Below are 19,746 nucleotides of genomic sequence, written 5' to 3'. Positions count from 1 at the left end.
CGGGCCCTGTAGAGCCGAGCCTGCGCTCGGCTGCTGCCCTGGACGCGTTGGTCGCGGTAGTGCCGGCCGTTGGCCGGCAACCTCCTGATCCCGTGGATGCCGGCCAGCGGCCGGCACTACCACGAACCTGTCTTATCCCAGGTCGCCCAACCGCGCCTGCAACGCCGCGACCGCGGCCAGCCCGGCCGTTTCCGTGCGCAGGATCCGCGGGCCCAGCTGCAGTCCCTGGAACCCTGCCGCTGCCAGCTGGTCGCGGTCGCGCGGCGACCAGCCCCCTTCCGGGCCGATCGCGAGCACGACGCCCCCTGCCGGAGCGGCCGTCAGCGTCGACAGGCGATGTGCGCCCCGCGGATCCAGGGTCAGCCGCAGCGTATCGGCCGGCAGCGCCGCCGCGGCCTGCGCCAGCGACAGCGGAGGCCCCACCTGCGGAATGCGCGCACGCCCGGACTGGCCGCAGGCTGACGTCACCACGTTGTTCCAGTGCGCCACGCGCTTCTCGGCCCGTGCTGGATCGAGCTTCACCTCGGTGCGCTCGGCGTTGACCGGAATGATCGCCGCCACGCCCAGTTCGGTGGCCTTCTGCAGGATCAGGTCCATCTTCTCGCCACGGGCGATGCCCTGCAGCAGGGTGATCGCCAGCGGTGATTCATTATCGATGGCCTGCACAGCATCGATGCGCACCTGCACTTCGCGCTTGCCGGCCACGGTCAGCGTGGCGCTGTAGTCATGGCCGTCGCCGTTGAACAGCACGCAGGTGTCTCCCTCGCGCAGGCGCATCACCCGCACCAGGTGGTTGGCCGTCTCTTCCGGCAGGGTCACGGTCTGGCCGCTGTGCAGCGCCAGGTCGATGGGGCAGCGGGTCACGCGCATGCAATCGCCTCGTCGATGGCCGCCAGCGTGGTGTGTGCCAGCAGCTCCAGTTGTTCGTCATCCACGCAATAGGGTGGCATCCAGTACAGCACGTCGCCCAGCGGGCGCAGCACCACGCCGCGCTTGAGGGCGGCCTTGTAAGCGTGCAGGCCCAGCCGCAGGCCCGGGTCGAACGGCGTGCGCCTGTTGCCGTCGCGCGACAGCTCGAACGCCACCACCATGCCTGCCTGGCGCACGTCGGCCACGTGCGGATGGTCGGCAAACGGTGCCGCCAGCGTGCCCATCACCGACGCGATGCCCCGGTTGCGGGCGATCACATCGTCGTCGCGGAAGATGTCCAGCGTCGCCAGTGCCGCCGCGCAGGCCAGCGGATTGCCGGTGTAGCTGTGCGAATGCAGGAAGGCGCGCTCGCGCGAGTCGTCGAGGAAGGCGTCGTACAGCGCCTGCGTGGCCAGCACGGCGGCCAGCGGCAGGAAGCCGCCGGTCAGGCCCTTGGAAAGGCACATCAGGTCCGGCATCACCCCTGCCTGCTCGCAGGCGAACAGGGTGCCGGTGCGGCCGAAGCCGGTGGCGATCTCGTCGGCGATCATGAACGCGCCATGGGCATCGCACAGTTCGCGCACGCGCTGCAGATAGACCGGGTCATGCATGCGCATGCCGCCGGCACACTGCAGGCGCGGTTCCAGGATCACCGCGCAGATCTCGCCCGGATGCTGGTCGAACAGCGTGGCCAGGCCGTCGGCAGCCTGCCGCGCGCGGTCGGCCGCGCTCTGGCCGGGTTCGGCCAGGTAGGCATCGGGCGACGGCGCGAACAGCGCTTCGGCCAGCAGCGGTGCATAGACGCGGCGATACAGCGGGATGTCACCCAGCGCCAGCGCGCCCAGGGTCTCGCCGTGGTAGCCGTTTTCCAGTGCAATGAAACGCGTGCGCCGCGGCTCCCCACGGTTCTGGAAATACTGGAAGGCCATCTTCAGCGCCACTTCCACGCCGGCCGAGCCGTTGTCGGCGTAGAACACCTTGGCCAGCGGCTCGCGGCCGGGCTGGCGTGGTGCCAATGCCAGCAGGCGTTCGGCCAGGGTGATGGCCGGCTCATGGCTGAAGCCGGCCAGCATCACCTGTTCCAGCTGCGTGGCCTGGGTGGCAATGGCACCGCCGATGCGCGGTTCGGCATGACCGAACAGGTTGGTCCACCAGCTGCTGACGGCGTCCAGATAGCGGTGGCCGTCGTGGTCGATCAGCCACGCGCCTTCGCCACGGGCGATCGGCACCAGCGGCAGGGTGTCCGGATGCTCACGCATCTGCGTGCACGGGTGCCACAGCACCTGCAGGTCGCGCTGCCGCCAGTGGCGGGCCAGCGGGGAGGGGGTCGGGTCTGCTAGCATTTCGGGCTCATGAACATGTTGCTGCCTGCACATTCTATCGGCCCCGGCGCAGCCGCCGGTCGCCGCGGAGATTCCGCATGAACGATGACCGTGCCGGCCGTCGCTTGCCGATCATCCATCGGATCACCGATGAGGAGAACGGCCCCTTCCAGCGCCAGCATCTGGACCTGGAGTTCTCCAACGGTGAACGTCGCCGTTTCGAGCGCCTGGTCAGCCGTGGTCACGGTGCGGTGGTGGTGGTGCCGATGCTCGACGATGAAACCGTGCTGCTGGTGCGTGAATACGCCGCCGGCATGCATCGTTACGAACTGGGGCTGGTGAAGGGCAGGATCGACGACGGCGAGACCCCCGAGCAGGCTGCCGACCGCGAACTGAAGGAAGAGGCTGGTTATGGTGCGCGCCGGGTCGACGTGCTGCGCGCGATGACACTGGCCCCGACCTACATGAGCCACCAGTCGTGGCTGGTGGTGGCGCGCGACCTGTACCCGGAAAAACTGGCCGGCGACGAGCCGGAAGAACTGGAAGTGGTGCCGTGGAAGCTGGCCGAACTGGACCAGCTGATGTTGCGCGAGGACTTCTCCGAGGGACGCTCGCTGGCGGCGCTGTTCATTGCCCGCCAGTGGCTGCAGGGAACGCGATGATCAAGCTGACGACGGACCTGCGCGAGACCGCCATCGCCATCGCCCAGCAGGCCGGCCAAGCCATCATGCAGGTGTATGCCGATGGCTTCGAGGTCCAGATCAAGGACGACAACAGCCCGGTCACCGCGGCCGACCTGGCGGCCAACCAGGTCATTGAGCTGGGCCTGCGGCAGCTGACACCGGACCTGCCGATCCTGTCCGAGGAATCGGCGCAGGTGGGCTGGGAGCAGCGCCGCCATTGGGGCGCTTACTGGCTGGTGGATCCGCTCGACGGTACCCGCGAGTTCGTCAAGCGCAACGGCGAATTCAGCGTCAACATCGCCTTGATCTACCAGGGCGCGCCGGCATTCGGCGTGGTGCTGGCGCCGGTCACCGGCATTGTCTGGCATGCCATGCGCGGCGAACTGGCCTATCGGCGGCAGGGCCTGCATGACACCGTGCTGCGCACCCGCACGCCGGCCACGGCTCCGCTGCGCGTTGCCGCCAGCCGCTCGCACCGTTCGCCGGAAACCGAGGCGCTGCTGGCGCGCATGGGCCGCATCGAGACCATCGCGCAGGGCTCGTCGCTGAAATTCTGCCGGATCGCCGAAGGCGGCCTGGATGTCTATCCGCGGCTGGGCCCGACCTCTGAATGGGATACGGCCGCCGGCCAGTGCGTGCTGCATGCCGCCGGCGGCGCGGTGCTGTCGGCGGCGACCGGCAAGCCGTTCCGCTACAACCGCCGCGAGACCCTGTTGAACGGCGATTTCATTGCCCTTGGTGATACCAGCCTGCCGTGGCGCGACTGGTTGTCCGACTGATCCTGGAGGCCGCATGAGCGCGCACGACACCCCCACCACCGGCAGCGTCGCAAGCAACGAACTGGAGCGCCTGCTGGCGATCATGGCGCGCCTGCGCGACCCGCAGGGCGGCTGCCCGTGGGACCTGGAGCAGAACTTCGCGACCATCGCGCCGTACACCATCGAGGAAGCCTACGAGGTGGCCGATGCGATCGACCGCGGCGATCTTGACGATCTCTGCGACGAGCTGGGCGACCTGTTGCTGCAGGTGGTGTTCCATGCGCGCATGGCCGAAGAGCAGGGCAGCTTCGCCTTCGCAGACGTGGCCCGCGCGATCAGCGACAAGATGCAGCGCCGCCACCCGCACGTGTTCGCCGAGGCCAGCGTCGACGATGCCGACGGGGTGATGCGTAACTGGGAGGCGATCAAGCGGGCCGAGCGCGCCGCCAAGGGCGAGCAGGACACCTCCGCACTGGCCGGTATCTCGCGCGGCCTGCCGGAATGGCAGCGGGCGGTGAAGCTGCAGTCGCGCGCCGCCAAGGTCGGTTTCGACTGGCCGGGTCCGCTGCCGGTGCTGGACAAGGCCGCCGAGGAGCTGCAGGAGCTGCGCGAGGAGTTCGAACGCGGCGATGTCGCGGGCAACAAGGCGCGCCTGCAGGAAGAACTGGGCGACCTGCTGTTCGTCTGCGCCAACCTGGCGCGCCATGCCGATATCGATCTGGGCGCTGCACTGCGCGGTGCCAACCACAAGTTCGAGCGTCGCTTCCGCGCGATGGAAGCGCAGGCCGACGCACAGGGTGAGGCGTTGGCCGAACTGGACCTGGATGCGCAGGAAGCACTGTGGCAGCAGGCCAAGGCAGCAGAGAAGGCGTGAAAACGCTCGGCCTGTTCCTGCTGACCGCGCTGGCCGAGATCGTTGGCTGCTACCTGCCATGGTTGTGGCTGCGCAAGGGAGGCAGCGTCTGGCTGCTGCTGCCGGCGGCGGCCAGCCTGGCCCTGTTCGCCTGGCTGCTGACCCTGCACCCGACTGCCAGTGGACGGGTCTATGCCGCCTACGGTGGCGTCTACATCGGCACCGCGCTGTTCTGGCTGTGGCTGGTCGATGGCATCCGTCCCAGCCGCTGGGACCTGTTCGGCGCCGCGCTGTGCCTGGCCGGCATGGCGGTGATCATGTTCGGGCCGCGCACCTCATCGGTGTAGAGCCGAGCCATGCTCGGCTGCTCTCCTTCCGACCGCGCTGGCACGCGCAAGCCGAGCATGGTTCGGTGCTGCAAGGCAGCGCAGCGCCCCCGAAAGGCGCATGATGGGCCTGACCATGGCCCCGGAGCATGCGCATGTCCCGCTTCGCCAGCTTCCGCGAGTTCTATCCGTTCTACCTCAGCGAGCACCGTCATCCGGTGTCGCGCCGGCTGCACTTCGTCGGCAGCTGCGGGGTGCTGCTGCTGGTTGCGGCGGCGATCCTGCGCGGCCAACCCATCCTTGTGGTGGCCGCCCTGTTCTGCGGTTACAGCTTCGCCTGGGTCGGCCATTTCTTTTTCGAGAAGAACCGCCCGGCCACCTTCCAGCACCCGCTGTACTCGTTCATGGGCGACTGGGTGATGTTCGCCGACATCCTGCGCGGGCGCGTGCCCTGGTAGCTCCGCTGTGAATGCGGCCTTCACACGCTATGCTGGGGCCTGGACGTCATCGATAAGGAAAGCAAGATGTTCCCGACCATGTTCTTTACCGTGGTACTGGCCTTCGTGGCCGTGGTGATCCTGTTCAAGGCCGTACGGATGGTGCCCCAGGGCTACGAGTGGACCGTCGAGCGCTTCGGGCGCTACACGCACACCATGACCCCCGGCCTGCATTTCCTGATCCCGATCGTGTACGGGGTGGGGCGCAAGGTGAACATGATGGAGCAGGTGCTGGATGTGCCCAGCCAGGAAGTGATCACCAAGGACAACGCCGCCGTGCGCGTGGACGGCGTGGTGTTCTTCCAGGTACTGGATGCTGCTAAGGCCGCCTATGAGGTGGCCAACCTGGAAGTGGCGATGATCGCCCTGGTGCAGACCAACATCCGTACCGTGATCGGTTCGATGGACCTGGACGAATCGCTCAGCCAGCGCGAGGTGATCAATGCCCAGCTGCTGAGCGTGGTCGACCATGCCACCAATCCTTGGGGCGTGAAGGTCAACCGCATCGAGATCGGCGACATCCAGCCGCCGCGGGATCTGCTGGACGCGATGGCGCGGCAGATGAAGGCCGAGCGCGAAAAGCGCGCGCAGATCCTCGAGGCAGAGGGTTCACGCCAGTCGGAGATCCTGCGCGCCGATGGCGAAAAGCAGGCCACCGTGCTGGAGGCCGAAGGCCGTCGCGAAGCTGCGTTCCGTGATGCCGAGGCACGCGAGCGCCTGGCCGAGGCCGAAGCGATGGCGACCAAGGTGGTGTCGGCGGCGATTGCCGAGGGTGACGTGCAGGCGATCAACTACTTTGTTGCGCAGAAGTACGTGGAAGCGTTCAAGGAACTGGCGAGTTCGCCGAACCAGAAGCTGGTGCTGATGCCGATGGAGGCCAGTGGCGTGATCGGTTCGATCGCGGGCGTGGCCGAACTGGCGAAGCAGGCGCTGGCCAGCCAGGACAACAAGGTCGCCGGCAAGCGGCCGCCGCCGCTCGGAGGCTGACATGCGCTGGGAAGTCGTCGGTTGGGGCGCGTTGGCGCTGCTGCTGTTCGCGGCCGAAGCGCTGGCGCCGGGTGCGTTCATGCTGTGGATCGGCATTGGCGCGGCGGCGGTGTTCGTACTGGTTGCGGTGTTCAGTGACATTCCGCTGTTGTGGCAGGTGATCGCTTTCGTTCTGCTGAGTGTGGTCTCGATCCAGTGCTACCGGCGCTGGGGGCGGCCGCGGGCACGGCCCAGCGATGCGCCGTTGCTCAACCGCCGCGCCGAGCAGCTGGTCGGCCGCGAGGTGGTACTGCAGCAGGGCATCGTCGGTGGCCAGGGACGGGTCAGCATTGACGATGCGTCCTGGCAGGTGAGCGGTCCGGAGCTGCCTGCGGGTACGTGGGTGCGGGTGCGCAGCGTGCAGGGCACGGTGCTGGTGGTCGAGGACGCAGGCCGCCCCATGTAGAGCCGAGCCCACGCTCGGCTCCCACACGGAGAGCAGCCGGGCATGGGCTCGGCTCTACAGCTCCGGCGCTGCGCTGCGGCACGCCTGCGGGCGACCGATCTGGGATAATGGGGATTCTTGTTTCCTCTGCTGCCGGACCCGGTCATGACCCAGAAGACGCTGCTCAACGATACCCACCGCGCCCTTGGCGCCAAGATGGTCGATTTCGGGGGTTGGGACATGCCCATCCACTACGGCTCGCAGCTGGACGAGCACCACCTGGTGCGTCGCGAGTCCGGTGTGTTCGACGTCAGCCACATGACGGTGGTCGACCTGCGCGGTGAGCAGGTCAAGCCGTTCCTGCGCCGCCTGCTGGCCAACTCGATCGACAAGCTGAAGGTGACCGGCAAGGCGCTGTACTCGTGCATGCTGAACCCGCGCGGCGGCGTCATCGACGACCTGATCGTCTACTACCTGGGCGACGATTTCTTCCGCATGGTGGTCAATGCCTCCACCCGCGAGAAGGACCTGGCCTGGCTGCGCGAGCAGGCTGCGCCGTTCGGCGTCGCCGTCGAGCAGCGCCCGGACCTGGCCATCCTCGCCGTGCAGGGCCCGCAGGCGCGCGACATCGTGATCGGCCTGGCCCGCGAAGCCGACCGCGCAGCGTTGACCAAGCTGGGCCGCTTCGCCGCCCTGCAGGTGCAGTCCGATGACGGCGTCGAGCTGTTCGTCGCCCGCACCGGCTACACCGGTGAAGATGGTTTCGAGATCCTGCTTCCGCAGGACGCCGTGGTCGCCTTCTGGAACCACCTGCTGGCGGCGGGTGTGAAGCCGGCCGGCCTTGGTGCGCGCGACACCCTGCGCCTGGAAGCTGGCATGAACCTGTACGGCCAGGACATGGACGAAGAGATCAGCCCCTACGAAGCGGCGCTGGGCTGGACCGTGTCGCTGGACGAAGGCCGCGACTTCATCGGCCGCGACGTGCTGGAGGCGCAGAAGAGCGCCGGCACCGCGCGCCAGATGATCGGCCTGGTGATGGACGAGAAGGGCGTGCTGCGCCATGGCCAGACGGTCACCACGGCCAGCGGCCAGGGCGAGATCCTGTCCGGCACCTTCTCGCCGACGCTGGCCAAGGGCATCGCCTTCGCCCGCGTGCCGGCTGGTGAACTCGGCGAGGTCACCGTCGACATCCGCGGCCGTCAGGTGCCGGTGCGGGTGGTCAAGTTCCCGTTCGTTCGGGAAGGCCAGGCGCAGCCCGGCGTGCTCGCCGACGCCTGATCCGTACGTGCCGGTCGTCACTGACAGCAGTGGCGGCCGGTTGGTTACACTAGCCCCGTTTTTTCCACCCCTGCATATCTCTGGAGCAGTCCCATGAGCGAGATCCCCGGCGACCTCAAGTTCCTCAAGTCCCATGAGTGGGCCCGTGTCGAAGGCAATGGCCGCGTCACCGTCGGTATTTCCGACCACGCCCAGGGCCTGCTGGGTGACCTGGTCTACGTCGAACTGCCGGAAGTCGGCGCCGACGCCAAGGCCGGCGAGCAGATCGCCGTCGTCGAGTCGGTGAAGGCCGCCTCGGACGTCTACAGCCCGATCAGCGGCAAGGTCGTCGAGGTCAACTCGGCCCTGTCCGACAAGCCGGAAACCATCAACGAAGATGCCTACGGCGAAGGCTGGATGTTCGTGGTCGAACTGACCAACGCCGATGAGGTCAACGAGCTGCTGGACCCGGACGCGTACGCCGAAGCCCTGGAGAACGAAGACCACTGAGTCGTCGTTTCCGGATTCTGGAACGGCCACCTTCGGGTGGCCGTTTTTGTTTTGGCGACTGCACCGGACTCATGACGCGGGGTTCGCTGCGCACCCTCGGCGTGGCATCAGCCGACAGGCGAACGGTGCCGATGGGCGTGCGCAGTTTTGCGCAAATCCGCGTTTCAGCCCCGCGCCGACGCACTCGGATGTGAAAACTTTTCGCCCCCTGTTGCGGCGCCGTTGTGCTGGCGTCGGTGGCGGCGCCGGTGACCGTCGACGTCGCACGCGCGATGCCGTTGCGAGTCTGTGTCTAAATGCGCGGAGTGCTTATTTCAAGTGTTTTTTGTTCAACGTATGCATCGATGCCGGTGCATGCAGCACGCTTGCGCGACGCTTCAGCCGCCATCGCGGGCCGCGTAGAGCAGTGGCGCCGACGGCGCTCGGAAAGGCGCGGATGTGAAAATTTTTCGCGGGGGTTGTTGACAGTAAAAAAAACCGTGATTAGGTTTCGCCTCAGCAGACCTTGCCTGCCCAACCGAGTGCGCAGAATCAATCGTCCGATGCGAAGCAGCCCCTTCAAGACCACCGCGACCCTGATGACGGTGGACACGGCCCCGCTTCCCCCGGAGAAATGCAAGGCACCTCCCGTTCCGATGTCCGCTCCGCCGATCGAGGCGGGCATCGCCGCATCCGTAACGGCGCGCCTGACGCGCCGGCGGTCCCCGCACGCAGCATCCGCGGGTTTGATCCAACTGGGCGTTTCAACTCCCTATCACTGACGAGGAGCCATCCCATGGCAACCAAGAAAGCTGCGAAGAAGAAGCCCGCCGCCAAGAAAGCGGTGAAGAAGGTCGCGAAGAAGGCCGCTGCCAAGAAGGCAGTGAAGAAGGTCGCGAAGAAGGCGACTGCCAAGAAGGCAGTGAAGAAGGCGGCGAAGAAGGTCGCCAAGAAGACCACGGCGAAGAAGGCAGTGAAGAAGGCGGCGAAGAAGGTCGCCAAGAAGTCCACTGCCAAGAAGGCCGTCAAGAAGACCGCGAAGAAGGCGGCCAAGAAGGCCACCAAGAAGACTGCCAAGAAGGCTACGGCCCGCAAGCCGGCCAAGAAGGTCGCAAAGAAGGCGACTGCCAAGAAGGCCGTCAAGAAGACCGCCAAGAAGGCAGTAAAGAAGACCGCGAAGAAGGCTACCAAGAAGGCTGCCCCGAAGAAGGCAGCGAAGAAGGTTGCCAAGCGCAAGCCGGCCGCCCGCAAGAAGAAGGCCGCTCCGGTCGCTCTGCCGGCAACCCCGGCGCCGCTGATCTAAGTACTTCCCGATAGCCGCATCCTGAAACCCCCTTCCCTGGCTGCCCAGCGGGGAGGGGGTTTTTTTATGGGCGGCTTCGATCGCCTGGTGGGGTGACTACCGGCGGGAATCGTTCCACCAGGAAGTCGAGGAAGCTGCGCAGGCGGGTGGAGTGGTAACGGTCGTGCGCATAGACCACGTGCATCGGCCGACCGGCCTGGCCGTGCCCTGGGAGCAGCTGCACAAGTCGTCCAGCCTCGACATCGGCTGCCAGCAGCAGCGTCGACTGCAGGACGATGCCCAGGCCATGCAGCGCCGCCGAACGCAGCGCTTCGCCATTGTTGATCTGCAGTCGACCGTCGGGCACGTGGTCGAGCTCGCCAGCGTCCTCCTGCAGCCACTGCGCAAGTGCACTCGGTTCGAATGACAGGCATTGATGGCCGGCAAGTGCATGCACGCTGTGTGGCGTGCCATGCCTGGCCAGATACGCCGGCGAGGCGCACATCATCAGGCGATAAGGGGCCAGGGCTCGTGCCACCAGCACGCTGCTGTCGGCCAGCGTGCCGATCCGCAGCGCCGCTTCGAAGCCCTCTTCGGCAAGGTCGACCACGCGATCGGTCAGCGTCGCTTCGACCCGGACATCCGGATGGCGCGCCATGTACTCGGCCAGCGCCGGTACCAGTGCATGCGTACCGAAGATCACGGGTGCACTGATGCGCAGCGTGCCCGCCGGTGCCAGGTGCTGGTGCTGCGCCTGCGCATCGGTTTCGTCCACCAGGCGCAGGATTTCCCGGCAGCGCGTGTAGTAATCCTGGCCGAACGGGGTCGTGTGCTGGCGCCGGGTGGTTCGGCTCAACAGCTGCATGCCCAGCCGTGCTTCCAATGCACGCAGATGCTTGCCGGCCATCGTCGCGGAGATGTTCATCGCCGCAGCTGCCGCACTGAGGCTGCCCTTGTCCACGATCAGCACGTAGACCCGCATGCTTTCCAGCAGGTTCATCTGACACCCCGGGTGTTGAATGCTGAAACCTGCGCGGAGTTTATCAATCAGGGGTGATCAAACAGCATGTCGTGCAAGGGCTGGATTGGCCGGCCATGCGGACAGGAGAACACCATGGATTTGAATCTTGCAGGCCGTACCGCTTTGGTGACGGGCGCGGCCAGCGGCATCGGTGCCGCCGTCGCCAGGCAGCTGGCGGCCCAGGGCGTGCGCGTTGCCATCACGTCACGGCAGCGGGCACCCCTGCAGGCGCTGGCGGCGCGGATCGAAGCCGAAGGCGGCGTGGCACCGGTCATCGTGGCCGGCGATGTCACCGTGGCCGGTGACGTCCGGTACATCGCGCAGGCATCCCGGGAGGCATTGCAACGCGTCGACATCCTGGTCAACGCCGCAGGGGGCTCCCGGCCGACCAGCGTCGATGCCGATGATGATGTCTGGGAGGAAGCGATCGCCCTGAACTTTTCCGCCGCGCGGCGGATGACCCAGGCGCTGTTGCCTGGCATGCAGGCGCAGGCATGGGGGCGGGTGATCAACTTCAGCGGTTCGATGGAACCGCGTGCGGTGAACGCGGCCACTGCGGCGAAGGCGGCGCTGCATCTGTGGAGCAAGGGGCTGTCGTCGGAGGTGGCCGGGCAGGGCATTACGGTGAATGCGATTGCACCGGGGCGCATCAACAGCGCGCAGATCCTGGAACGCCTGCATCCCACCGAGGAAAGCCGGCGTGCGTTCATCGCCAGCAACATCCCGATCGGACGCTTCGGTGAACCCGAGGAGGTGGCGCCACTGGTGGCGTTCCTGTCCTCGCCGCTGGCCGGCTACATCACAGGCGCGGTGATTCCGGTGGACGGCGGCATGCACTACTTCGCGCACTAATGCTGCGGAGCTGTAGAGCCGAGCCCATGCTCGGCCGCCTTGCGCCAGAATTCCGCTCAGCCGAGCACGGCTCGGCTCTACACAACAACAAAAAGGGCGGCCCGCAGGCCGCCCTTCGCACACACGATCGAGCCCGCCTGATCAGTGCGGCGACGCCACCGCACGATTGCCCGAGGCGCCCTTGCCCTTGCGCTTGTCCTGCTGCGCCGGGCTGGCGCCCTCGGCCATCAGGTTGTCGCTGCCGAAGTCGGTGTCCACGTCCAGCCAGCGCTGCGCCGGCAGGCCGAGCGCGGAGTCGAGCACGGTCGGCAGCAGGCCGCTGGGCAGGCTGCTTTCGCCATTCCACATGATGGCGATGCCCAGATCGCGTTCCGGCACCAGCGCGACCAGGCCGCGATAGCCCTGCACGGCACCGGCATGGAACACCACGTCGTGGCCGGCGTAGTCGAAGGTGCGCCAGCCCAGGGCGTAGCCGGCCGAGTGCAGGCGCTCGCGGCGCCAGCCCGAACGCATCTCGCCGGGGGTGCTGATCAGGCTCGAATGCAGGGTGGCCAGCAGCGGTGCCGGCAGCACGTCAGGGCGGTGCCCGGTGTGGGCGAGCAGCCACTGCGCCATGTCGCTGGCGCTGGCATTGACGCCGGCCGCCGGGGCCACCCGGTAGTAGGTCGGCTTCGGCGTCAGCGAGACCCAGCCGTTGCGGCTGCGCACGTGAGGACGCGCCCAGCGCGAGCTGGCCTGGATGCCGGCCAGGCCGAGGCTGGCATCGTTCATGCCCAGCGGCTTGAAGATGCGGCGCTCGACCGACTGCTCGTAGAAACTGCCGGAGGCCGCGTAGACGACATCGCCGATCAGGCTGAAGGCCACGTTCTGGTAGGCATAGCAGTCGCCCGGCAGGCACTTCAGGCTGGTGTTGGCCAGTTTCTGGGTCAGCGCGTAGTACTCGGCGTTGCCCTCGATGTCGCGGTCGTAGGCGTTGTACGGCAGGCCGACGCGATGGCTGAGCACGTCGGCTACGGTCAGGCGATCAGTGGCTTCCGGCGAGTTCAGGCGGAAGCCCGGCACGTAGTCGGTGACCTTGCTGTCCCATCGCAGCGTGCCGTCGTTGACCAGCAGGCCGGCCATGGTGCCGGCGAAGGCCTTGGACAGCGAGGCCAGGCGGAACACGGTGTGCGCATCGACCGGCAGCGGATTGTTGACGTCGGTGACGCCATAGCCGCGCGCGCTGAGGATACGACCGCCCTGCACGATCGCCACGGCCATGCCTGGCACGCGTTCGCCATAGGTGAGCTGCTGCGCCATCGATTCGATGTTGGCGACGTTGAAGCCGGGCGCCGGGGCCTGCACGCGCGGCACCAGGCCGGTGCGGTAGGCCGCCGGCTGGGTGTGGGCGACAGTGGGACCGGCAGCGGATTCGATGTTGGTCGGCATCGGCGGCAATGCCGGCGGTGTCTGCGCGGTGGTGGACAAGGCAACGGGCATCAGCATGCCCAGCAAACCGGTGGCCGCCGAACGGATCGGGCGACGCAGGCTGTTCTTTTTCATCGGTTGGACCCGTGCGCGACTGCTGATGGCGATTCTAGCGCCGCTTTTCCCTTGTGCACAAACAAAGCGAAGATGAATGCGCATCTCGTTGAAAAAGTTGGAATTTTGACGCCCTGAAGGCATGTATCGGAACGTGTCGTATGGGTGGGGCCGTGACACTGCGTTGCAGCCTTCTGCGTGGCTGCTGCTGGCGATGTTGCAGTGCATTGGCTAACGTACGCGCTTCACCGCCCCCGGAGCCTGCCATGCCGCTGTCCAACCGCCGTCTTCTGGCGAGGGACGCCGCGTGAGCGCGGTGAAGGGCAAGGGGCCGCTGCATGGGCTGACGGCGGCACTGCGTGAGTCGCCGGCGCTGTGGTGGTCGTTCCTGTACTTCTTCTGCCTGCTCAGTGGCTACTACGTGCTGCGCCCGGTGCGTGAGGCGATGGCTGCCTCGGCCGACTTGGAGACCGTGTTCCCGCCGATGCTGATCGCCTGGTTTGCCAGCCATGGCATCGCGCTGAAGGACTTCGTCCTGCAGTTCCTGTTCTCCTGCGTGTTCGTGATCATGCTGGTACTGCAGCCGGTGTACGGCTGGCTGGTCAGCCGCTTCCCGCGACGGGTGTTCCTGCCGGCGGTGTATGGGTTCTTCATCGTGACCCTGCTGGGCTTCTACATGATGTTCGACAGCGGCGTGCCTGGCCGCGGCATGGCCTTCTTCTTCTGGATCACCGTCTTCAACCTGTTCGCGGTGGCGGTGTTCTGGAGCTTCATGGCCGATGTGTTCTCCAATGTGCAGGCCCGGGCCTTCTATGGATACATTGGCGCGGCGGGCACCGTCGGTGCCTTCCTTGGTCCGATCATCACCAGTGCGCTGGTGCAGAGCGTGGGCATCGCCAACCTGATGCTGGTCTCCGCAGCTTTCCTGGTCGTGTGCCTGTTGTGCATCTGGCGGCTGCGGCACTGGGCGGTGCTGCGCGAACGCGAGCAGCAGCTGGTGTCCGGCGAGCAGCCGATGGGCGGCAGTGTGCTGGACGGCCTGAAGTTGATCGTGCGCGAGCCGCTGCTGCGCTGGCTGGCGATCATGGTGGTGTTCGGGGTGGGCGTGGGGACGCTGCTCTACAACCAGCAGGCTGCGATCGTGCGTGCGGCGTTCACTGACCCCGCAGCCAGCACCGCGTTTTTCTCGCGCATCGACTTGGCAGTGAATGCGCTGGCGCTGTTGATGCAGCTGGGCCTGACCCGCTGGTTGCTGTCCCGGCACGGAATCGCCCCGGCGCTGCTGATTCCCGGTTTCGCGATCCTGATCGGCTTCTCGGTGCTGGCGGCCTCGCCGATGCCGCTGATGGTCGCGGTAGTGCAGGTGATGACCCGGGCCAGCGAATTCGCACTGGCCAAGCCGGCGCGCGAGACAATCTACACGCGCGTGGACCGGCAGTGGCGCTACAAGGCCGGCGCAGCGATCGACACCGTGGTCTACCGCGGTGCGGACCTGAGCTTTGCCTGGGTGCACAAGGGCCTGTCATTGTTCGGCTCGCACGTAGTGTTCATCGGCGGCATGCTGGTGGCCGCGTGCATGACCGCAGCCGCGTTCGGTGTACTGCGCGAAGAAAAGAAACTGCCGCGCGACCGATGATTTCCCGGGCTCCGACCCCCCATCCCTGTCCAAGGAACCGCCCATGTACTGGATCGCACTCATCCTGACGTTGCTCGTGGCCCTGCTGCACGTCTATTTCCTGGCACTTGAGATGTTCCTGTGGACCCGCCCGCTGGGCCTGAAGACCTTCCGCAACACGCCGGAGAAGGCAGAGATCACGCGCGTGCTGGCGGCCAACCAGGGCCTGTACAACGGCTTCCTGGCAGCAGGCATCGTGGTGGGGCTGGTGATCGATCAGCCGGTGCTGGTGACATTCTCGCTGGCCTGCGTGGTGGTGGCCGGGTGCTATGGCGCCTACAGCGTCAGCCGCCGCATTTTCATGATCCAGGCGGTGCCGGCGATCCTGGCGTTGGTGTTTCGCACGCTGGCGTAGTTTCCAGCCAACGGCGCAGCCCCTCGTGGGTTGGTCGCGTAGAGCGGGTCATGTGTTGGGTGTGGCGGATGGGCCGTGCAGGGGACGCTGCAAGTACGTCCATGTAAGCTCGATGGCGCCATCCATGGCGCCAACGCCCCTGCACGGCCCACCCGCCACACCCCTGACAGGTTCCGTGTGCGGCCAGCCCACGGAGAAGAAAGAGAAGATCAAGAGCAACAGCAACAGCAAAAAGCGGCCGGTGGGCCGCTCTTGCTTCTGCTTCTGCTCTTCTTTTTTCTCTTGCGTGGGTAGACGCCGCAGAGATCCGTCCGAGGCCGGAGGGGTGGGGTCGGGCGGGGTATCCGCGCCATGGATGGCGCGGCTAAGCCTACACGGACGTACTTGCGGCGTCCCCGCCCGGCCCCACCCCTCCGGCCCAACCGATAAACCGCATGCTTCGTCTACCCACGAGGGGCTGCGCCGTTCGCCGGAACACTACTTTGCCGGCGACAACCACATGTCGATCACCGCGCTGAACACCTCCGTGCCCGCACGGTCGCGCACGCTCACCGTCACCGGCAGCGCATAGCCCTCGGCCGCGACAACAATAGGCTGTGCCGGCAGCGCCACCGCCTGCAGCGTGCCACGCGCCTTGGCCAGGTACTGCACCTGCATCCCCTTCGGGATCCAGCGCATGCCCTTCGGCAGCGATGCGTCGACCATCAACCCGGCGGTCAGTTCGGCCAGGTTGCACATCGCGATCGCGTGCACCGTGCCGATGTGGTTGCGTACTCTGCGGCGGTCGGCCAGCGTACCTTCGCAGCGGCCGTGTTCCAGGCGGGTGATGCGCGGCGCGATGCTGGCGAAGTAAGGCGCCTTGAAACACACCGCGCGCGAGAACAGCCAGTTGCCGGCAGGCCAGCGCTGCAGGCGGTTGTAGAGCGAGAGCAGGGGCGTGGACATGAGGAGGATTCCGGTCGGCGGATAAAGCGACGGCGGGCCAAGGCCCGCCGTCGAGGCAACGCGTGTCGCGGGCGATCAGGCCGCCTGCGAATGCGGGTCCTTGTGCTGGCGGTCGTAGTAGCTGGCCGCGCGCAGTTCGTGGGTGTCGAAGTCGTCCACGGTGATGGTATCCAGCGTCAGCGTACGCAGCTCTTCCAGCAGGCTGCGCTCGTCCTGGGTGATCACGCCTTCGGCCACGGCTTCGTCCAGCTGGCTCTTGAAGTCCAGCGCCTCGATGCCCTTGCTCTTCAGTGCCTTCAGGAACTTGCGCTCCACCGGCTCGGCCATGATCGCCTTGCTCAGGTAACTGTTGATGCGGCCGCCCGGGTTGTTCTCGCACGGGGTCAGGAACACGCCATTGGCCAGGCGGTCACGGGCCTCATTCGGGGCCATGAGCAGGGCGGCGACGCGGCGGCTCAGGCGGTCACCCGGAGCCTCGGCACGACGGCCCAACGGGAAGATGAGCGCCCACATCAGCCAGCCGATCGGACGGATCGGGAAGTTGCGCAGCGCGGCCGACAGCGACTCTTCGATCTTGTGCACGCTGTCATGGAAGGCCCAGGCCAGCAGCGGCTGGTCGGCCTGCGGTGCACCTTCGTCGTGGTAGCGCTTGAGCATGGCGCTGGTCATGTAGACATGGCTCAGCACGTCGCCCAGGCGGCCGGACAGCGATTCCTTGAACTTCAGCTTGCCGCCCAGGGTCATCATCGAGATGTCGGCCATCAGCGCCAGGTTGGCCGAGTAACGGTCCAGCTTGCGGAAGTAGCGGCGGGTGTAGGCGTCGCCCGGGGCGGCGCCGAAGCGCGCGCCGGTCAGGCCGAACCAGAACGAACGCACGGCATTGGAGATGCCGAAGCGGATGTGGCCGAACAGGCTGCGGTCGAACTCCTGCAGGCCGGCACGGGTATCCGGATCCTGCGCGGCCTTCATTTCCTTGAGCACCCACGGGTGGCAGAGGATCGCACCCTGGCCGAAGATCAGCAGGCTGCGGGTCATGATGTTGGCGCCTTCCACGGTGATCGCGATCGGCGCGGCCTGCCAGCTGCGGCCGGCGAAGTTGCGCGGCCCCAGGATGATGCCCTTGCCGCCGATCACGTCCATCATGTCCGAGATCACTTCGCGGCTCATGGTGGTGCAGTGGTACTTGGCGATCGCCGACGGCACCGACGGCACGTCACCACGATCGACCGCCGCGGCGGTGGCCTGCGACAGCGCGCTGATCTTGTAGGCCTTGCCGCCGATGCGGGCCAGCGCCTCTTCCACGCCTTCGAAGCGGCCGACCGACAGGCCGAACTGCTTGCGGATGCGCGCATAGGCGCCGGTCACGGCGGCACCGGCCTTGGCACCGCCGCTGGCGGTGGACGGCAGGGTGATCGAGCGGCCCACGGCCAGGCACTCGTTGAGCATGTTCCAGCCCTTGCCGGCCATGGCTGCGCCGCCGATCAGCTGGGTCAGCGGAATGAACACGTCCTTGCCGCGGATCGGGCCGTTCTGGAACGTCGAGTTCAACGGGAAATGGCGACGGCCGATCTCGACGCCGGCGGTGTCGCGCGGCAGCAGGCCCAGGGTGATGCCGATGTCGCGGGTGTCGCCCATCAGACCATCCGGGTCGTACATGCGGAAGGCCAGGCCGATCAGCGAAGCGACCGGAGCCAGGGTGATGTAGCGCTTGTCGAAGGTCAGCTTGACGCCGAGCACCTGCTCGCCGTTCCACTCGCCCTTGCAGACGATGCCGTAGTCCGGGATCGAAGTGGCGTCGGAGCCGGCGAACGGACCGGTCAGGCCGAAGCAGGGCACTTCGCGGCCATCGGCCAGGCGCGGCAGGTACTGGTCCTTCTGTTCCTGGGTGCCGTAGTGCACCAGCAGCTCACCCGGGCCCAGCGAGTTGGGCACGCCGACGGTGGAGCTGACCACCGAAGACACCGACGCCAGCTTCTGGATCACCTTGTGGTGGGCCAGCGCGGAGAAGCCCAGGCCGCCGTACTCCTTCGGGATGATCATGCCGAAGAACTTGTTCTTCTTGATGAAGGCCCACAGCTCCGGCGGCAGGTCGGCGTGGACGTGGGTGATTTCCCAGTCGTTGACCATCGTGCACAGCTCTTCCACCGGGCCATCGAGGAAGGCCTGTTCTTCAGCGGTCAGCTGCGGCTTGGGATAGTTGAGCAGGATGTTCCAGTCCGGGTCACCGGTGAACAGCTCGCCCTCGAAACCGACCGAGCCGGTTTCCAGCGCAATGCGCTCGGTCTGCGACAACGGCGGCAGCACCTTGCGGAACACCTTCATCATCGGGCCGGTCAGCAGCGGCTTGCGGATGAACGGCAGCAGCAGCGGCACGGCGATCACCGCCAGCACCGCCGCAGCGACGATGGTGGCGGTCTGGTTGACGTAGGGAATGAACCAGCAGGCGGCCAGCAGGGCCACGCTGATCAGCGTCCAGGTAACCAGCCGCATGCGGTGGTAGGCGACGAACGCGCCTGCCAGCAGCAGGGCGAGGAAGGGAAGAACGATGCTCATGAGCGTGCTCCGGTGACGTGCTCGTTTGTGGCGGACGAAGCCGCAGCGTCCGCTGCGGGCAACACGTCCAGATAGTCCAACACAGTAGCGGTAAAGGCGTCGTTGTCATCGCCGGCGACCATGTGGGTCGCTTGCGGCAGCTGTACATGGCGCGCATGCGGCGCCAGCGCCAGGAATTCGGCCACGGTCTGCGGCGTGACCAGGTCGCTGCGGCCGCCGCTGACCAGCAGCAGCGGGCACTTCACCTGGCGTGCGGCCTCGGCCAGTGCGTCCTGGTGCTGTTCGCTGTCGCGGGCCAGCTCGGCCACCAGGCGCGGGTCCCAATGCCAGCGCCAGCGCCCGTGGCCATCCTCGCGCAGCAGCGCACGCAGCGACTGCTCGGATTTGCGCGGCCGGTGCGGCATGTAGGCCGAGATCACGTCGGCGGCCTGGGTCAGCGAGGCGAAGCCGTCGGGATGGGCGGTCATGAAGGCGAGGATGCGCTCGACACCCGCGGTATCCCAGCGCGGGGTGATGTCGACCAGCACCATGGCCGAGAACAGGCCCGGCCAGCGCGACTCGGCCAGCAGGCCGAACAGGCCACCCATCGAAGCGGCAACCAGTACCGGCGGGCGCGGCTGTTCGCCGGCCAACACGATCAGGTCGTCGGCGAACTGTTCGCCGTGATAGGGCAGATCGGCGCCATTCCAGTCGGAATCGCCATGGCCGCGGGCGTCGTAGGCCAGCGTCTGCAGGCCGGCCGCGTTCAGTGCGCGGGCAGTGGCATTCCAGGCGTGGCGGGTCTGGCCGAAGCCATGGGCAAACAGGACCCGGCCGCGCCGGCCATGGTCGCTGACGGTCGCCGCCAGGCGGGCGCCATGGGCGGCGTCCAGGCGCAGGTCATGGAACGCAGCGGGAGTGGGGGACATAACCATACTTGCTAGTATGGAGAGCTTCGAGGGGAAGTCAATACTGCATGGTATGGTGCGTTGCAGAACGCGCGTGGAGGGACCCTTCCGACGGGCCTGCGACGGTTTCGACCGCAACCGCGTACTGCA

At 66.8% G+C, this 19,746-nt stretch carries 21 protein-coding genes; 13 read left to right on the top strand and 8 right to left on the bottom strand.

From position 1 onward, the window contains the following. Positions 1-132 precede the first annotated feature (132 nt). Both AC2A1N_RS07210 and bioA read right to left on the bottom strand, forming a co-directional pair. Positions 133-870, bottom strand: coding sequence for a 16S rRNA (uracil(1498)-N(3))-methyltransferase (locus AC2A1N_RS07210; RefSeq protein ID WP_061478896.1), 738 nt, complete (start codon positions 868-870; stop codon positions 133-135). After that, complete coding sequence (gene bioA, locus AC2A1N_RS07205) at positions 861-2,252, bottom strand: adenosylmethionine--8-amino-7-oxononanoate transaminase (protein WP_061478895.1); 1,392 nt, start codon at positions 2,250-2,252, stop codon at positions 861-863. Before bioA ends, AC2A1N_RS07210 begins: the two co-directional genes overlap by 10 nt. 77 nt (positions 2,253-2,329) lie before the next feature. Here bioA and nudE point away from each other — a divergent pair, with 77 nt between their 5' ends. The 9 genes from nudE (at position 2,330) to gcvH (ending at position 8,526) form a co-directional block, all read left to right on the top strand. Further along, complete coding sequence (nudE, locus tag AC2A1N_RS07200) at positions 2,330-2,893, top strand: ADP compounds hydrolase NudE (protein ID WP_061478894.1); 564 nt, start codon at positions 2,330-2,332, stop codon at positions 2,891-2,893. Then, complete coding sequence (cysQ, locus tag AC2A1N_RS07195; RefSeq protein WP_053499520.1) at positions 2,890-3,693, top strand: 3'(2'),5'-bisphosphate nucleotidase CysQ; 804 nt, start codon at positions 2,890-2,892, stop codon at positions 3,691-3,693. The genes nudE and cysQ overlap by 4 nt, the downstream gene beginning before the upstream one ends. A 13-nt stretch (positions 3,694-3,706) precedes the next feature. Next, positions 3,707-4,546, top strand: a complete 840-nt coding sequence (gene mazG / locus AC2A1N_RS07190; protein WP_061478893.1) for a nucleoside triphosphate pyrophosphohydrolase — start codon at positions 3,707-3,709, stop codon at positions 4,544-4,546. Continuing rightward, complete coding sequence (locus AC2A1N_RS07185; RefSeq protein WP_061478892.1) at positions 4,543-4,872, top strand: YnfA family protein; 330 nt, start codon at positions 4,543-4,545, stop codon at positions 4,870-4,872. Before mazG ends, AC2A1N_RS07185 begins: the two co-directional genes overlap by 4 nt. Positions 4,873-5,006: 134 nt before the next feature. After that, complete coding sequence (locus AC2A1N_RS07180) at positions 5,007-5,309, top strand: Mpo1-like protein (RefSeq protein ID WP_061478902.1); 303 nt, start codon at positions 5,007-5,009, stop codon at positions 5,307-5,309. 66 nt (positions 5,310-5,375) lie between these two features. Next, positions 5,376-6,335 (top strand): SPFH domain-containing protein, encoded by a 960-nt coding sequence (locus AC2A1N_RS07175; RefSeq protein ID WP_484371860.1) that lies wholly within the window; start codon positions 5,376-5,378, stop codon positions 6,333-6,335. 1 nt (position 6,336) lies between these two features. Further along, positions 6,337-6,780, top strand: coding sequence for an NfeD family protein (locus tag AC2A1N_RS07170; RefSeq protein ID WP_061478891.1), 444 nt, complete (start codon positions 6,337-6,339; stop codon positions 6,778-6,780). A gap of 144 nt (positions 6,781-6,924) precedes the next feature. Next, a complete protein-coding gene (gene gcvT / locus AC2A1N_RS07165; protein WP_061478890.1) occupies positions 6,925-8,037 on the top strand; it encodes a glycine cleavage system aminomethyltransferase GcvT in 1,113 nt (370 codons plus the stop codon). A 93-nt stretch (positions 8,038-8,130) separates the two neighbouring features. Next, complete coding sequence (gene gcvH / locus AC2A1N_RS07160) at positions 8,131-8,526, top strand: glycine cleavage system protein GcvH (RefSeq protein WP_005418426.1); 396 nt, start codon at positions 8,131-8,133, stop codon at positions 8,524-8,526. Between the two features lie 292 nt (positions 8,527-8,818). On the opposite strand, the gene AC2A1N_RS07155 is transcribed toward gcvH, so the two are convergent. Continuing rightward, positions 8,819-9,190, bottom strand: coding sequence for a hypothetical protein (locus AC2A1N_RS07155; protein WP_484371858.1), 372 nt, complete (start codon positions 9,188-9,190; stop codon positions 8,819-8,821). A gap of 111 nt (positions 9,191-9,301) precedes the next feature. On the opposite strand from AC2A1N_RS07155, the gene AC2A1N_RS07150 reads away from it, so the two are divergent. Further along, complete coding sequence (locus AC2A1N_RS07150) at positions 9,302-9,808, top strand: hypothetical protein (protein WP_032954412.1); 507 nt, start codon at positions 9,302-9,304, stop codon at positions 9,806-9,808. Between the two features lie 64 nt (positions 9,809-9,872). Here AC2A1N_RS07150 and AC2A1N_RS07145 read toward each other — a convergent pair whose 3' ends face one another. After that, positions 9,873-10,787 carry a LysR family transcriptional regulator gene (locus AC2A1N_RS07145; RefSeq protein ID WP_242892175.1) on the bottom strand — a complete coding sequence of 305 codons (915 nt, stop codon included), beginning with the start codon at positions 10,785-10,787 and terminating at the stop codon, positions 9,873-9,875. Positions 10,788-10,901: 114 nt separating this feature from the next. Here AC2A1N_RS07145 and AC2A1N_RS07140 point away from each other — a divergent pair, with 114 nt between their 5' ends. After that, complete coding sequence (locus tag AC2A1N_RS07140; RefSeq protein WP_061478888.1) at positions 10,902-11,660, top strand: SDR family NAD(P)-dependent oxidoreductase; 759 nt, start codon at positions 10,902-10,904, stop codon at positions 11,658-11,660. Between the two features lie 141 nt (positions 11,661-11,801). On the opposite strand, the gene AC2A1N_RS07135 is transcribed toward AC2A1N_RS07140, so the two are convergent. Further along, a complete protein-coding gene (locus AC2A1N_RS07135; protein ID WP_061478887.1) occupies positions 11,802-13,202 on the bottom strand; it encodes a serine hydrolase domain-containing protein in 1,401 nt (466 codons plus the stop codon). Positions 13,203-13,488: 286 nt separating this feature from the next. On the opposite strand from AC2A1N_RS07135, the gene AC2A1N_RS07130 reads away from it, so the two are divergent. Together AC2A1N_RS07130 and AC2A1N_RS07125 are read left to right on the top strand one after the other, a co-directional pair. Beyond that, positions 13,489-14,817: an NTP/NDP exchange transporter gene (locus AC2A1N_RS07130; RefSeq protein WP_061478886.1), complete on the top strand. Its 1,329-nt coding sequence runs from the start codon at positions 13,489-13,491 to the stop codon at positions 14,815-14,817. A gap of 43 nt (positions 14,818-14,860) precedes the next feature. Further along, positions 14,861-15,211, top strand: coding sequence for a DUF1304 domain-containing protein (locus AC2A1N_RS07125; RefSeq protein ID WP_061478885.1), 351 nt, complete (start codon positions 14,861-14,863; stop codon positions 15,209-15,211). A gap of 477 nt (positions 15,212-15,688) precedes the next feature. Here the strand turns inward: AC2A1N_RS07125 and AC2A1N_RS07120 are convergent, their stop codons facing one another. The 3 genes from AC2A1N_RS07120 to AC2A1N_RS07110 form a co-directional block, all read right to left on the bottom strand. Beyond that, complete coding sequence (locus AC2A1N_RS07120) at positions 15,689-16,156, bottom strand: hotdog fold domain-containing protein (protein WP_061478884.1); 468 nt, start codon at positions 16,154-16,156, stop codon at positions 15,689-15,691. A 75-nt stretch (positions 16,157-16,231) separates the two neighbouring features. Further along, positions 16,232-18,709 (bottom strand): acyl-CoA dehydrogenase, encoded by a 2,478-nt coding sequence (locus AC2A1N_RS07115; RefSeq protein ID WP_061478883.1) that lies wholly within the window; start codon positions 18,707-18,709, stop codon positions 16,232-16,234. Next, positions 18,706-19,623, bottom strand: coding sequence for an alpha/beta fold hydrolase (locus tag AC2A1N_RS07110; protein ID WP_032954411.1), 918 nt, complete (start codon positions 19,621-19,623; stop codon positions 18,706-18,708). Before AC2A1N_RS07110 ends, AC2A1N_RS07115 begins: the two co-directional genes overlap by 4 nt. Positions 19,624-19,746 lie beyond the last annotated feature (123 nt).

The sequence above is a fragment of the Stenotrophomonas maltophilia group sp. SKK55 genome, assembly GCF_057179845.1.
This window is presented reverse-complemented; position numbering and strand designations above follow the sequence as displayed.

What these genes read in the sequence shown, in the direction of transcription:
- AC2A1N_RS07210 (WP_061478896.1), bottom strand. Translation starts at nt 870, where the DNA reads ATGCGCGTGACCCGCTGCCCCATCGACCTGGCGCTGCACAGCGGCCAG.
- bioA (WP_061478895.1), bottom strand. Translation starts at nt 2,252, where the DNA reads ATGCTAGCAGACCCGACCCCCTCCCCGCTGGCCCGCCACTGGCGGCAG.
- nudE (WP_061478894.1), top strand. Translation starts at nt 2,330, where the DNA reads ATGAACGATGACCGTGCCGGCCGTCGCTTGCCGATCATCCATCGGATC.
- cysQ (WP_053499520.1), top strand. Translation starts at nt 2,890, where the DNA reads ATGATCAAGCTGACGACGGACCTGCGCGAGACCGCCATCGCCATCGCC.
- mazG (WP_061478893.1), top strand. Translation starts at nt 3,707, where the DNA reads ATGAGCGCGCACGACACCCCCACCACCGGCAGCGTCGCAAGCAACGAA.
- AC2A1N_RS07180 (WP_061478902.1), top strand. Translation starts at nt 5,007, where the DNA reads ATGTCCCGCTTCGCCAGCTTCCGCGAGTTCTATCCGTTCTACCTCAGC.
- AC2A1N_RS07175 (WP_484371860.1), top strand. Translation starts at nt 5,376, where the DNA reads ATGTTCCCGACCATGTTCTTTACCGTGGTACTGGCCTTCGTGGCCGTG.
- AC2A1N_RS07170 (WP_061478891.1), top strand. Translation starts at nt 6,337, where the DNA reads ATGCGCTGGGAAGTCGTCGGTTGGGGCGCGTTGGCGCTGCTGCTGTTC.
- gcvT (WP_061478890.1), top strand. Translation starts at nt 6,925, where the DNA reads ATGACCCAGAAGACGCTGCTCAACGATACCCACCGCGCCCTTGGCGCC.
- gcvH (WP_005418426.1), top strand. Translation starts at nt 8,131, where the DNA reads ATGAGCGAGATCCCCGGCGACCTCAAGTTCCTCAAGTCCCATGAGTGG.
- AC2A1N_RS07155 (WP_484371858.1), bottom strand. Translation starts at nt 9,190, where the DNA reads ATGCCCGCCTCGATCGGCGGAGCGGACATCGGAACGGGAGGTGCCTTG.
- AC2A1N_RS07150 (WP_032954412.1), top strand. Translation starts at nt 9,302, where the DNA reads ATGGCAACCAAGAAAGCTGCGAAGAAGAAGCCCGCCGCCAAGAAAGCG.
- AC2A1N_RS07145 (WP_242892175.1), bottom strand. Translation starts at nt 10,787, where the DNA reads ATGAACCTGCTGGAAAGCATGCGGGTCTACGTGCTGATCGTGGACAAG.
- AC2A1N_RS07140 (WP_061478888.1), top strand. Translation starts at nt 10,902, where the DNA reads ATGGATTTGAATCTTGCAGGCCGTACCGCTTTGGTGACGGGCGCGGCC.
- AC2A1N_RS07135 (WP_061478887.1), bottom strand. Translation starts at nt 13,202, where the DNA reads ATGAAAAAGAACAGCCTGCGTCGCCCGATCCGTTCGGCGGCCACCGGT.
- AC2A1N_RS07125 (WP_061478885.1), top strand. Translation starts at nt 14,861, where the DNA reads ATGTACTGGATCGCACTCATCCTGACGTTGCTCGTGGCCCTGCTGCAC.
- AC2A1N_RS07120 (WP_061478884.1), bottom strand. Translation starts at nt 16,156, where the DNA reads ATGTCCACGCCCCTGCTCTCGCTCTACAACCGCCTGCAGCGCTGGCCT.
- AC2A1N_RS07115 (WP_061478883.1), bottom strand. Translation starts at nt 18,709, where the DNA reads ATGAGCATCGTTCTTCCCTTCCTCGCCCTGCTGCTGGCAGGCGCGTTC.
- AC2A1N_RS07110 (WP_032954411.1), bottom strand. Translation starts at nt 19,623, where the DNA reads ATGGTTATGTCCCCCACTCCCGCTGCGTTCCATGACCTGCGCCTGGAC.